Source organism: Mesorhizobium sp. ANAO-SY3R2, assembly GCF_042466635.1.
Classification (GTDB): domain Bacteria; phylum Pseudomonadota; class Alphaproteobacteria; order Rhizobiales; family Rhizobiaceae; genus Aminobacter.
On the sequence record NZ_CP159955.1, the window covers coordinates 2,588,503 to 2,601,523 of the forward strand.

Sequence of the window (13,021 nt, forward strand, 5' to 3'; positions counted from 1 at the left end):
GCCGGCCATGTCGGAAACACGGAATCCTGATCATCGATGAAGGTTGTTGAACGCTACATCCTGCGTCGTGCGTTCGCGGTTTTCATCGCCGCACTGTCATGGACCCTGGCAATCGTCTGGACCACCCAGGTGCTCGGGCGCATTGACCTCGTCACCGACAGCGGTCAGTCGGCGCTCACCTTCTTCGAAGTCGCAGCCCTCATCCTGCCGACCGTCATCCCCATCGTCGTGCCGTTCGCGCTGATCATCGCAGTGGCGCAGACGCTGAGTTCGATGAACACCGATTCGGAACTGGTGGTGATCAACGCAGCCGGCGCATCGCGGCTCACCATTGTTCGGCCGATCCTGATCTTGGCCATAGGCGCTAGCCTGTTCTCCTTCGTCATCGACAACGTCGCCGACCCGATGGCGCGCCAGCGCAATCGCGAACTGATCGCCACGTCGCGCGCCGATCTGTTGTCGCTGATCATCCAGGAAGGCACCTTCCGCAAAGTCGACGAGGGCCTGTTCGTGCAAGTCGGCGAACGCCTGCCCAATGGCGGGCTGGGCGGCATCTTCGTGGCCGATTCGCGCGAGCCGAACATCGACCTCGTCTATTATGCCAAGGACGGCTCCTTCATCGAGCGCGACGGCAAGCAGATGCTGGTGATGAACGAGGGTGTGATCCACCGCAAGGCGCCGGGCGGCGAAGTGTCGGTGATCAGCTTCGATTCCTATGCCTTCGATCTCAGCGAATTTTCGGCCGCGGCCAATGAAGTGGTCATGCGCCCCAAGGATCGGTCGACGCTCTATCTTTTGAACCCGCCGCCCAATGACAAGTATTACCAACGCAATCCCTTGCAGTTCAGGGCCGAAATCGACCGCCGCTTCACCGAGTGGCTTTATCCGATCGCCTTCGCGCTGATTGCTCTCGCAGTTGCCGGCGACGCGCGTTCCCACCGCGAGGCACGCATCCATCCGCTGATCACGACCACGGCGATTGCGCTGTTTTTCCGCTGGCTCGGCTTCTTCGCCGACAGCAAGGGAGGCAGCCTGCCGTGGGTCAGCTACGTGGTCTATGCGGTGCCGCTCTTCGCGTCGGCCCTCGCCATCTGGTTCATCGCGACCAACCGTACGATGGAACTGCCGGTCGCCGCGGCTGACTGGCTGGCGGCAAAGTTTGCACGGGCGCGCGACTGGATGACGGCTCTTCGAATCCGCTTTGGCGGCGGCGGCGCGCCCCGCCAGGGAGCCGCGTGATGGGCTGGACTCTCGGTCGCTATTTCTTCCTTCGCTACGCCGTCATCACGTCGTGGTTCTTCGTCGGCATTTTTGCGCTGATCTTCATCATCGATGTGACCGAATTCTCCAGCAATGTCGGCGGCCTTCCTGGCTTCAAGTTCAGCATCGCGCTGACTGTTTCCGCATTGCGCGTACCGATGATCATGCAGCAGACCGTGCCCTTCGTCGCCCTGTTCGGGGCAATGGCGACGCTGGTATCGCTGAACCGGCGCTATGAACTCGTGATTGCCCGCGCAGCCGGCATTTCGGCCTGGCAGTTCCTGCTGCCGTGCTGCATTGGCGCGCTGCTCTTCGGCTTTATCACTGTCGGCATCCTCAATCCGATCGCGGCATACGGCTTCTCGCATTCGGAAACGATCGAATCAGAGCTGCGCTCGCGCCAGTCGAACTCGGTTTCGGCCTTCTCCGCTCCATGGCTGCGCCAGAAGGCCAACGGTACCGAAGTCATCATCGGCGCCCGCGCCGTGCTCAAGCAGGGCCTGGAACTGTCGGACGCGGTGTTCTTCATCTTCGACGCCGACGGCAACATGGTCGAGCGCAAGGATGCCGAGCACGCCTATCTGCGCGACGGCCATTGGGAACTGGTCAAGGTGCGCAGCATGAAGGGCAGCGAACAGTTCACCACGGCGCCGTCGGACCAGGTTCCAACCAACCTCAAGCCGGAATTCGTGCAGGAACGCCTGGCGCGGCCTGAAACAATTCCGTTCTTCCAGTTGCCCGAGAAGATCGAGGTGGCGCGCTCCTTCGGCCTCAGGGCCAACGCTTTCGCCATGCAGTTCCATTCGCTCGTCGCCCTTCCCTTCCTCCTGGTTGCAATGACGCTCATTGCTGCAACAGTATCGATGCGATTTGCGAGGATGGGGCAGTCGGCAACGATGATTCTGGGTGGCGTCGTCGCCGGCTTTCTGCTTTATGTCGTTTCGGTTCTGGTCAAAGCATTTGGAAATGCGGGATTCGTGCCGACTTATATTGCGGCGTGGCTCCCAGTTGTCGTAGCAATGTTTTTCGGGGTGACTTTCCTGCTCTACAAGGAGGACGGTTAGTGAGGGGCGCAATGGCCAGCCGCAAGACGGCCCTTAGGGCTCGCCTGTTCGGTGCGACCGCGCTCGCATGCCTTTCCGCATGCGTTGCTCCGACCGTTCCCGCTTTCGCCCAGACCATCGCCGACCTCGCGCCCACGGTGCCTGCGGGTTCGCAGATGCTGCTCGAGGCCGACACGCTCGTCTACGACAATGACAACAGCACCGTGACGGCGGTCGGCGGCGTGCAGATCGAATACGCCGGCAACCGCCTTGTCGCCCAGCGGGTCACTTATGACCGAAAGACGTCGCGGCTGATCGCCAGCGGCAATGTCGAGATCGTCAATTCCGACGGCACCAAGATTTTCTCGCAAGAGATCGACATCACCGACGACTTCGCCGACGGCTTCGTCAACGCGTTGCGCGTCGAGACTGCCGACAAGACCTATTTCGCCGCCGAAAGCGCCAAGCGCGAAGGCGGCATTCTCACGACCTTCAACAATGGCGTCTACACCGCCTGCGAACCTTGCGAGGCAAAGCCGGACAAGGCGCCGATCTGGCGCATCAAGGCGCAGAAGATCATCTGGAACGGCCAGAAGAAGACGGTTCGCTTCGAGAACTCGAATTTCGAGTTCTTCGGCTTCCCGATTGCCTTCCTGCCGGCCTTCGAGATCGCCGACCCGACGGTCAAGCGCAAGAGCGGCTTCCTGATGCCCAGCATCGCCTACAAGAGCGATCTCGGCGTCGGTATTGGTATTCCCTACTATTTCGCGCTTTCGCCCACCTACGACCTCACGGTCAAGGGCACCGGCTACACCCGCCAGGGCTTCCTCGGCGAAGCGGAGTGGCGCCAGCGCTTCAATAATGGCCAGTACAGCCTGAAGATCGCCGGCATGAGCCAGGCCGACCCCGACGCCTTCGACGCCGGAACCGTCGATCGCGGCGACAATGGCGACAACAGGCTGCGCGGCATGGTCGGCTCCAAGGGCCGCTTCGAGCTTAATCCGCGCTGGGCCTTCGGCTGGGACATCCTCGCCCAGTCGGACAAGAATTTCTCGCGCACCTACAACATCGAGGGCTACGCCAACAGCGTCCAGACGTCTGAGGTCTACCTCACCGGCCTCAACGACCGGAACTACTTCGACCTGCGCGCCATGCATTTCCAGGTCCAGGAAGACGCGCTCGATGGCCAGCCCGGAGCCCGCGCCGACAAGCAGCCTTGGGTCTTCCCGTCGCTCGACTACGCCTACATTCCTGACATGCCGCTGGCCGGCGGACAGCTCTCGTTCAACGTCAATGCCCGCGCGCTCCAGCGGACGGAGCTGGATTCCGACCTGTTCCAGGATAATTTCGGGGTAGACGAACCTACCATTCACGGCCTCGCCGGCTCCTCCGGTCGCCTGACGGGCGAGGCCGAGTGGAAGCGCACCATCATCACCGATGGCGGCCTGCTGGTGACGCCGCTGATGGCCTTCCGTGCCGACGGCAGCTATCTCAGCACCAACAACGCGTCTCTCGACGCCATCGACATCATGGCGGGCGAACTCGGCGTCGCCGATGACGTGCGTTCGTCGCTGTTCCGCTACATGGCAACCCTTGGCCTAGAATTGCGCTGGCCGGTGCTGTTCTCGTCGACAAGTGCTACGCACGTGCTCGAGCCGATGGCGCAGGTCTTTGCCCGTCCGAGCGAGCAGAACATCGGCGGCCTGGGCATTCCCAACGAGGATGCGCAGAGCTTCGTGTTCGACGCTGCCTCGTTGTTCGAGCGCGACAAGTTCTCCGGCTACGACCGCATGGAAGGTGGCACGCGCGCCAATCTCGGCCTGCGCTATTCCGGCAGCTTCGCCAATGGCTGGACGACCAACGCGCTTGCCGGCCAATCCTACCAGCTCGCCGGCGACAACTCCTTCGCCGCACCGGATCTCGTCAACGCCGGTGCTGCCTCGGGCCTGGAGACCGAAACGTCCGACTACGTGGCCCTCGCCGGCATCGCCAGCCCGAACGGCTTCGCCGCTTCGGTCAGCGGCCGCTTTGACGAGCAGTCCTTGGAAGTACGCCGCGCCGAAGTAAAGGTCGGACTGGATGCCCGCCCCGTCGCAGTCTCTGCCCGCTACGCCTTCATTGAGAAGCAACCGCTCTATGGCTTCAACTACGACCGCCATGAGGTCACGCTCGGCGCCACCGCGCGCTTCAACGACGAATGGCGCGTCTTCGGTTCGGGCACGTACGACATCCACAACGACACGCTGGTCAAGAACGGTCTCGGCTTCGCCTATGACGACGAGTGCTTCACCTACATCATGACCTATACGGAGAGCCGCGAAACCGGCAAACCAAACGAGGTTTCGCGCTCGGTAGGCTTCAACATCTCGTTCCGAACGCTCGGCGATTTCGGTACCGCGCCTAATAAATTCTGATATTGGATAGGCATGATGTCAGGGCGACCTGACATCGTTTTGCCGCATAACGCGGCCATGGACGGGGCAAAGAGCATCCGGGCATTGCTCGGATTTGGGGTTTGAACGGGACTTTTTCGATGCGGAAATACCTCTTGTCGGCAGGTTTCGCGCTGCTCGTGGCGGCAACGTCACTCTCGATGACGGCCTACGCGCCACCAGCACATGCGAGCGAAATCAAGTACATTGTCAATGATGTGCCGGTCACCAGCTACGACATCCAACGGCGTGCCGCCTTCCTCAAATTGCAACGCCGCAAGGGCGATGCCGGCGAGGAGATGATCGAGCAGACGCTGCGCCAGGCGGAAATGAAGCGGCTCAACATCCGCATTCCCGACAAGCAGGTCGACGACGCCTATGCCCGCTTTGCCGCCTCCAACAAGCTGCAAACCGCGCAGATGGACCAGGTTCTGGCCCAAGCGGGCGTAACGAGCGGCCATTTCAAGGAATATATCCGCACCCAGATCGGCTGGAACCAGGCGCTCAGCGCACGCTTCCGCGCTGAAACCGGCGGCTCTGGCGGCACCAGCGAGCAGGACGCGGTGCGCCGCATGCTCCAGCAGGGCGGTGCGAAGCCCTCTGCAACCGAATACATGCTCCAGCAGGTGATCTTCGTAGTGCCGGCGAGCGAGCGCGGTTCGATCGGCAAGCGCAAGCGCGAGGCCGAATCCATGCGCGGCCGCTTCAACGGCTGCGAGCAGACGCGCGAGTTCGCCAAGGGCCTGCTCGACGTCACCGTGCGCGATCTCGGCCGTGTCCTGGCGCCGCAACTGCCGCCCGAATGGGCCGACCAGATCAAGAAGCTCAAGGCTGGCGCCGCGACGCCGGTGCGCGAGACCGAGCGCGGCGTCGAGTTCATCGGCGTGTGCAGCTCCCGCGAAGTCTCCGACGACAAGGTCGCCCAGATGGTCTTCCAGGCCGAAGGCGCGGGCAAAGGCGACAACGCCAAGGCCGACGAACTCAGCAAGAAGTACCTCGCCGAACTGCGGACGAAAGCCCGCATCGTCAACCGTTAAGCCGTGGCTGCCACTCGCGCTCCGCTGGCGCTGACATCAGGCGACCCCTCCGGCATCGGCCCTGAAATCGCGATCGCCGCATGGCTGCTGCGAGACAAGGCGGACGTGCCGGCCTACTACCTGCTTGGCGATCCGGCACTCGTAGCCGCGCGCGCCAAGGCCGTCGGCGTAGATCTGCAGGTCATCGAGACGGATCCTTCGGGAGCCGCACAGGTCTTCGCCAACGCGCTGCCCGTCGTGCCGCTGGCGTCCTCCCTGGTCGACACACCCGGACAGCCCGACAGCCGCAATGCGGCTGGCATCATCGAAGCGATCGACCGTGCAGTGGCGGATACGTTCGAGGGCCGTGCCGCTGCCGTCGTCACCTGCCCCATCGCCAAGAAGCCGCTCTATGATGCAGGCTTTCGCTTCCCCGGCCACACCGAGTATCTCGCCCATCTGGCAGAACAGAAGACCGGCACAGCTGTGATGCCGGTGATGATGCTTGCCGGCCCGGAACTCCGCGCCGTGCCCGTCACCATCCACATCGCACTCGCCGATGTGCCCAAGACGCTGACGACCGAGGCCATCATCGGCACCATCCGCATCACCGCCCGCGATCTCCAGAGACGCTTCGGCGTCACTAGGCCACGCATCGCCGTTTCCGGGCTCAACCCACATGCCGGTGAAAGCGGGGCCATGGGCCGCGAGGACGAGGACATCATTCGCCCGGCAGTCGAGGCGCTTAAGGCGGAAGGCATCGACGCCTTTGGCCCCCTGCCCGCCGACACCATGTTCCACGCCCGCGCCCGCGCCGGCTATGACGCGGCCATCTGCATGTATCACGACCAGGCACTGATCCCGGCGAAGGCGCTGGCCTTCGACGAAACCGTCAACGTCACGCTCGGCTTGCCGTTCATCCGCACTTCGCCGGACCACGGCACCGCCTTCGACATCGCCGGCCAGGGCATTGCCCGGCCTGACAGCCTGATTGCGGCGCTGAAGCTGGCACGACAACTCGCCGACATGGAAGCCAAGACATCGTGAGTTCAGCCACCAGTATCGACGGCCTGCCGCCGCTTCGCGACGTCATTGAGCGCTACGAGCTTCAGGCCAAGAAGGCGCTTGGCCAGAACTTCCTGCTCGACCTCAACCTCACCAGCAAGGTCGCCCGCGCAGCCGGCGACCTTACCGACGTAACGGTCATCGAGGTTGGTCCCGGCCCAGGCGGACTGACACGGGCGCTGCTGATGCATGGCGCCAAGCGCGTCGTCGCTATCGAGCGCGACGAGCGCTGCCTGGCGGCCCTTGCCGAAGTCTCAGCGCACTATCCGGGGCGGCTGGAGGTCATTCCGGGCGACGCGCTGAAGACCGATTTCACCGCCCTTGGGGACGGCGGACCTGTAAAGATCGTCGCCAATCTCCCCTATAATATCGGCACCGAACTTCTTGTGCGCTGGCTGACCGTGCCGGCCTGGCCACCCTTCTACCAGTCGCTGACGCTGATGTTCCAGCGCGAGGTCGCCGAACGCATCGTGGCCAAGCCGGCAAGTTCGGCTTACGGGCGTCTTGGCGTTCTCGCCGGCTGGCGCACCGACGCCCACATCGCCTTCGACGTGCCGGCACAGGCCTTCACGCCGCCGCCCAAGGTCACCTCCTCGGTGGTGCATCTGGTGCCGCGCAATGAGCCGCTGCCAGCAGATGTGAAGGTACTCGGCCGCGTCACCGAAGCCGCCTTCGGCCAGCGCCGCAAGATGCTGCGCCAGAGCCTGAAAAGCTTGGGTGGCGAAAAGCTGCTGGAAAAGGTCGGCATCGATCCGACCCGCCGCGCCGAAACGCTGAGCGTCGAGGAATTCGTGGCGCTGGCGGAAGCCGTGTAGCCTCATTCCCTCCCCTTTTTGGGGAGGGTAATCAAAAGCTCAGACCTTCTCGTCGAGCAGCTTCGAAACGAAATCGAACAGACCAGGCCTGCGATCGCGGCGCAGCCGCTCGGCGGTGACGATTGCCTTCACCGAGGCGAAGGCCTTGTCGAGGTCATCGTTGACGACGACATAGTCGTAGTCGCGCCAGTGCTCCAACTCGACCCGGGCATTGTGCAGCCTGGTCTCGATCACCGCATCCTGGTCCTCGGCACGGCGGCGCAGGCGCGCCTTCAGCTCACCCATGGAGGGCGGCAGGATGAAGATCGATACGATGTCGGCACGCATCTTCTCCTTCAGCTGCTCCGCGCCCTGCCAGTCGATGTCGAACAGCATGTCGCGCCCTTGCGCCATAGCCAGTTCGGCCGGTTCGCGCGGGGTGGCGTAGTAGTTGCCATGGACCTCGGCCCATTCAAGCAGGGCATCGGAATCGCGCAGCCGCTCGAAGTCGCGCATGGTCCGGAAATGGTAGTGGATGCCGTCGATCTCACTGCCGCGCCGCGCCCGTGTCGTCACGCTGACAGACAGTTCCAGCCCCGGATCGCTCTCGAGAAGATTGCGCGCAATCGTCGACTTGCCGGCGCCGGAAGGCGAAGACAGGACAAGCATCAGGCCGCGCCGCCTGATGGAGTTGGATGGGTTATCGGCGCTCATGCGCTACTCCAAATTCTGAACCTGCTCGCGAAACTGGTCGACCACGGCCTTGAGTTCCAGCCCGATGGCCGTGACCGTTGCGGCGTTCGACTTCGAACATAGGGTATTCGATTCGCGATTGAATTCCTGTGCCAGAAAATCGAGCTTGCGGCCGATGGCACCGCCGCCCGCAATCAGTGCGCGTCCCGCGGCGACATGCGTTTTCAGCCGGTCGATTTCCTCGCGGATGTCGGCCTTGGTGGCAAGAAACGCCGCCTCCATGTTGAGGCGCGCCTCGTCCAGCGCCGGCGAAGCCTCAAGCAGCAACCGCACCTGGTCGGCCAATCGCTGGCGGATCGCCCCAGGCTCGCGCGACGGGTCGGCCTCGGCCCTGAGCGTCAGCGTCTCGATGGTCGCGATATGACCCGAAAGAAGCGCCCGCAGCGCATCGCCTTCGGCCTGGCGCGCCTCGACGAGGCCGGCAAGCCCCGCCTCAAGGCACTTCATGATCACGGCGTCGATGGCCGCGCGCTGCTCTTCGGTCTCGACCACTTCGGGCATGTCGAACACGCCGCGCAGCGACAGCAGCCCATCGGCACTGGCAGGCGTTGCGCCATATTGAGCGACCAGCCTGTTGGCGAGTTCGGCGACGTCGCGCAGAAACACCTCGTTGATGACAGGCTGGACCATCGAGGTGCCGGTGCGGCTGACAGTCAGCGTTGCCTGGACGTTTCCGCGCGAAAAGCACTTCTGGATGGTCTGGCGGACTGCCGGCTCAAGCCGCTCGAAGCCCTGTGGCAGGCGCAGGCGCACTTCCACGCTCTTGCCGTTGACCGACTTCACCTCCCAGGCGACGGCGGTGCCGTCACACTCCGCGGTCGCCCGCGCGAAGCCCGTCATGCTCTGCAAGTTCATCTGGTCCGCCTGTTCCCTTTGGCCTGCGCGCTACTTCTTCTTGGCGCCATTGGTCGTGCCGGCGTCGCTCTTGGCCGGATCGTTCTGGTCCGCCGCCTTCTCGTCTTCAACCACCTTGCGCTGGAAAGCGCGCCAGCGGGCGACGTTCTCATTGTGCTCGTCCAGCGTTGCGGCAAAGACATGGCCGCCGGTGCCATCTGCGACGAAGTACAGATCCTTGGTCTTCGACGGATTGGCGACCGCCTCGAGCGAGGCGCGCCCCGGATTGGCAATCGGCGTCGGCGGCAGGCCCTTGATCGTGTAGGTATTGTAAGGCGTCGGCTTGTCGATGTCGGAGCGGTAGATCGGCCGGTCGGCCGGTTTACCCTTGCCGCCGAAGAGGCCGTAGATGATCGTCGGATCCGACTGCAGCCGCATGCCCTTGTTGAGGCGGTTGATGAAGACGGCCGCGACGCGAGAGCGCTCGTCGCTGCGGGCCGTTTCCTTCTCGACGATCGAAGCCAGTGTCACGAATTCGTTGACGTCGGCAAGCGGCAGATCGGAGGTCCGGCGCGCCCAGATGCTCTCGACCAGTTCCTTCTGGTCCGCCAACATCTTGGCGACGATCTGCTGGCGGCTGGCGCCGCGCGTAAAGCGTTGGGTGTCGGCCGCAAGCATGCCTTCCGCCGGCATCTCGGCCGGCATGTCACCGCTCAGTGCCTCGTGCTCGGAAATGCGGTTCCAGGCCTGCTCGACGGTCAGCCCCTCGGGAATGGTCAGCGAATAGAGAACGGATTTGCCGCTCTTCAGCAGTTCCATGATGTCACGCATCGAGGCACCGGCCTGGATCTCGTATTCGCCGGCTTTCAGCGCTCCGTCATTGCCGTAGGCGCGAACACCTATGCGGAAGATGCGCGCATCGCTGATCAGACCGCGGCGCTCCAACTGGTCGGCGATGTCGGCCACGCCGGTGCTCGGCTTGACCAGGAAGGTGTTCGGCACAGACGACGGGCCGGTGCCGTTGAATTCCTGCCGGCCCAAATAGAGGGCGGCGCCGCCGACAAGAATCATCAGCATCGCAGACGACATCAGGAAATTCATGAAGACGATGATCTGGTTGCGCGAAGCGCGCGAACGCTTGGGCGGCGGTGTGCCGATTTCCGGCCGCAGCGCTTCCTGCGCCGTCTTCGGAACGATCGGATTTGCCGGTGCAGCGCGCGGCGCGCCTTCCCCAGTGCCTGGCGTATTGATGCTCATATGGCCTCGCCACTCCCTCTTGCGTCGAATCCCCGCCGGGAGACTAGGGCGGAATGTGGCAAAATTCACGGCGAAGGGCCCGCAATCGGGGCCTTCGCCACAAACGATCAGCCGTTGTAGCGCTGGAAGACCAGCGAGGCGTTGGTGCCGCCGAAGCCGAAGGAGTTGGACAATGCCACGTCGATCTGCCTGGAACGCGGCTTGTTCGGCACCAGATCGATGGCCGTCTCACGCTCGGGATTGTCGAGATTGATCGTCGCCGGCGCGATGTTGTCGCGGATGGCGAGGATCGAGAAGATCGCTTCTGCCGCACCGGCAGCACCGAGCAGGTGGCCGATCGACGACTTGGTCGACGACATCGAGACCTTCGAGGCGGCATTGCCGACCAGGCGCTCGACAGCACCCAGTTCGATGGTGTCGGCCATGGTCGAAGTGCCGTGGGCGTTGATGTAGTCGACATCGGCCGCCGACAGGTTGGCACGCTTGAGCGCTGCGGTCATGCAGCGGAAGGCGCCGTCGCCGTCTTCGGCGGGTGCTGTGATGTGATGGGCGTCACCGGTCAGGCCGTAACCCACGACCTCTGCATAGATCTTCGCACCGCGCGCCTTTGCGTGCTCGAGTTCTTCGAGAACCACCACGCCCGCACCCTCGCCCATGACGAAACCGTCGCGGTCGCGGTCATAGGGGCGCGAGGCCTTTTCGGGATCGTCGTTGCGCCCAGTCGACAGCGCCTTGCAGGCTGCGAAGCCGGCCAGCGAAAGCCTGGTCAGCGGTGCTTCCGCACCACCGGCCAACATCACGTCGGCATCGCCGAACATGATCAGACGTGCCGCGTCGCCGATGGCGTGCGCGCCGGTCGAGCAGGCAGTGACCACGGCATGGTTCGGCCCCTTGAGGCCGTGCCGGATCGAAACCTGCCCGGAAACCAGATTGATGATCTGGCCGGGAATGAAGAAGGGGCTGATACGGCGCGGGCCGCGTTCCTGCAGGATCAGCGCATTTTCGGCAATGCCGTCGATGCCGCCGATGCCCGAGCCGATCATGACGCCGGTCGCGTTCTGCTCATCCGGCGTCTTGGGCGCCCAGCCCGAATCCTTCAACGCCTCGTCGGCGGCGGCAATCCCGTAAAGGATGAAGTCGCCGATCTTGCGCAGTTCCTTGGGTTCCAGGACTGCTTCGGGGTTGAAGGTATTGTTCGTGCCGTCACCCCTGGGGATGACGTTGGCAATCTTGCAGGGGAGGTCTTCAACCTCGAACTCCGTGATGCGTCGCGCACCACTCCGGCCGGAAAGAAGCTCTTTCCAGCCGTGCTCGTAGCCCATGCCGAACGGCGAAAGCAGGCCTAGGCCCGTTACGACCACACGCCTCATCGCAGGCATCCCTGACAATCTGCGATCGCTCAGGCCGAAGCCTTGTCGATGAACTTCACGGCATCGCCAACCGTCAGGATGGTCTCGGCCGCGTCATCGGGGATCTCGACGCCGAATTCTTCTTCGAACGCCATAACGAGCTCGACCGTGTCGAGGCTGTCCGCGCCCAGGTCATCGATGAAGCTTGCGGCTTCCGTCACCTTGTCGGCGTCGACGCCAAGATGTTCGACAACGATCTTCTTGACGCGCTCTGCGGTGTCACTCATGTGGGCATCCTCAGTCTTGTGTTTCTTCGGTCTTCGTTAGCGGGCGGAATGCCGCTAATCAAGCTCAATTCTACGCTTTCCCAAAGCGCTCGGGCAGCGGTCCGGTTTCGGCCCAGCCACCTGATGGACCGCGGCATTACACGAATTCTTTACCGTGTCCAAGGGCCAAAAGGCCGGTTTCCCGGCCTATCAGATCATTGCCATGCCGCCGTTGACGTGAATCGTCTGTCCGGTGACGTAGGAGGCCTCGTCGGAGGCGAGATAGGCGACGGCGGACGCGACTTCCTTGCCGGTGCCCATGCGCTTGGCCGGGATGGCGGCCATGATGGCCTCTTTCTGCTTGTCGTTGAGCTTCTCGGTCATTGCCGATTCGATGAAGCCGGGCGCGACACAGTTGACGGTGATGTTGCGGGTCGCGATCTCCTGCGCCAGCGACTTGGAAAAGCCGATCATGCCAGCCTTCGAGGCGCAATAGTTGGTCTGACCGGGATTGCCGGTCACACCCACCACCGAGGTGATGTTGATGATGCGGCCATGGCGGCGGCGCATCATCGGATGGGTCAGCTCGCGGGTCAGGCGGAACATCGCCGTCAGGTTGATCTCGATGACCGAATCCCAGTCGGCATCGGACATGCGCACGAACAGGCCGTCCTTGGTGATGCCGGCATTGTTGACGAGGATGTCGACGCCTTCGAGCTCGGCCTCGGCCTTCTGGCCCAGCGCCTTGACCTCGTCGCGGTCGGAAAGATTGGCCGGAAACAGTTTTACGCGATCGCCCAGCTCATTGGCCAATGCCTCAAGCTTCTCTATGCGGGTGCCGTGCAGGCCGACGATGGCGCCCTGCTTGTGCAGGATGCGGGCGATTTCCTCGCCGATGCCACCGGATGCGCCGGTGACGAGTGCCTTGCGGCCGGTCAGGTCGAGCATGTTT

General features: G+C 63.3%; 12 protein-coding genes. 6 read left to right on the forward strand and 6 right to left on the reverse strand.

The features are described 5' to 3' along the window. Positions 1–36: 36 nt before the first annotated feature. The 6 genes from lptF to rsmA all read left to right on the forward strand — a co-directional run bounded on the left by lptF (position 37) and on the right by rsmA (position 7,631). A complete protein-coding gene (lptF, locus tag ABSY17_RS17490) occupies positions 37–1,239 on the forward strand; it encodes an LPS export ABC transporter permease LptF (protein WP_378943433.1) in 1,203 nt (400 codons plus the stop codon). Then, positions 1,236–2,324, forward strand: coding sequence for an LPS export ABC transporter permease LptG (gene lptG / locus ABSY17_RS17495; protein ID WP_378943435.1), 1,089 nt, complete (start codon positions 1,236–1,238; stop codon positions 2,322–2,324). Before lptF ends, lptG begins: the two co-directional genes overlap by 4 nt. Positions 2,325–2,335: 11 nt before the next feature. Continuing rightward, complete coding sequence (locus tag ABSY17_RS17500; protein ID WP_378943437.1) at positions 2,336–4,717, forward strand: LPS-assembly protein LptD; 2,382 nt, start codon at positions 2,336–2,338, stop codon at positions 4,715–4,717. Positions 4,718–4,836: 119 nt separating this feature from the next. Further along, entirely contained in the window at positions 4,837–5,772 is a 936-nt protein-coding gene (locus ABSY17_RS17505) for a SurA N-terminal domain-containing protein (protein WP_378943439.1), read from the forward strand. A 3-nt stretch (positions 5,773–5,775) separates the two neighbouring features. Further along, positions 5,776–6,798, forward strand: a complete 1,023-nt coding sequence (gene pdxA / locus ABSY17_RS17510; protein ID WP_378943441.1) for a 4-hydroxythreonine-4-phosphate dehydrogenase PdxA — start codon at positions 5,776–5,778, stop codon at positions 6,796–6,798. Continuing rightward, positions 6,795–7,631, forward strand: a complete 837-nt coding sequence (gene rsmA / locus ABSY17_RS17515) for a 16S rRNA (adenine(1518)-N(6)/adenine(1519)-N(6))-dimethyltransferase RsmA (protein WP_378943443.1) — start codon at positions 6,795–6,797, stop codon at positions 7,629–7,631. The genes pdxA and rsmA overlap by 4 nt, the downstream gene beginning before the upstream one ends. Before the next feature lie 39 nt (positions 7,632–7,670). Here the strand turns inward: rsmA and gmk are convergent, their stop codons facing one another. From gmk to fabG, 6 genes are all read right to left on the reverse strand, one after another. After that, complete coding sequence (gmk, locus tag ABSY17_RS17520) at positions 7,671–8,324, reverse strand: guanylate kinase (protein WP_378943445.1); 654 nt, start codon at positions 8,322–8,324, stop codon at positions 7,671–7,673. Positions 8,325–8,327: 3 nt separating this feature from the next. Beyond that, positions 8,328–9,218, reverse strand: coding sequence for a YicC/YloC family endoribonuclease (locus ABSY17_RS17525; protein WP_378943447.1), 891 nt, complete (start codon positions 9,216–9,218; stop codon positions 8,328–8,330). A gap of 30 nt (positions 9,219–9,248) precedes the next feature. Then, positions 9,249–10,454: an endolytic transglycosylase MltG gene (gene mltG / locus ABSY17_RS17530; RefSeq protein ID WP_378943449.1), complete on the reverse strand. Its 1,206-nt coding sequence runs from the start codon at positions 10,452–10,454 to the stop codon at positions 9,249–9,251. A gap of 107 nt (positions 10,455–10,561) precedes the next feature. Further along, on the reverse strand, positions 10,562–11,824 hold the full coding sequence (gene fabF, locus ABSY17_RS17535; RefSeq protein ID WP_378943451.1) for a beta-ketoacyl-ACP synthase II: 1,263 nt from the start codon (positions 11,822–11,824) through the stop codon (positions 10,562–10,564). A 29-nt stretch (positions 11,825–11,853) separates the two neighbouring features. Continuing rightward, entirely contained in the window at positions 11,854–12,090 is a 237-nt protein-coding gene (locus ABSY17_RS17540) for an acyl carrier protein (RefSeq protein WP_347974514.1), read from the reverse strand. 189 nt (positions 12,091–12,279) lie between these two features. Continuing rightward, positions 12,280–13,017, reverse strand: coding sequence for a 3-oxoacyl-[acyl-carrier-protein] reductase (gene fabG / locus ABSY17_RS17545; RefSeq protein ID WP_378943453.1), 738 nt, complete (start codon positions 13,015–13,017; stop codon positions 12,280–12,282). Between the last annotated feature and the right edge of the window lie 4 nt (positions 13,018–13,021).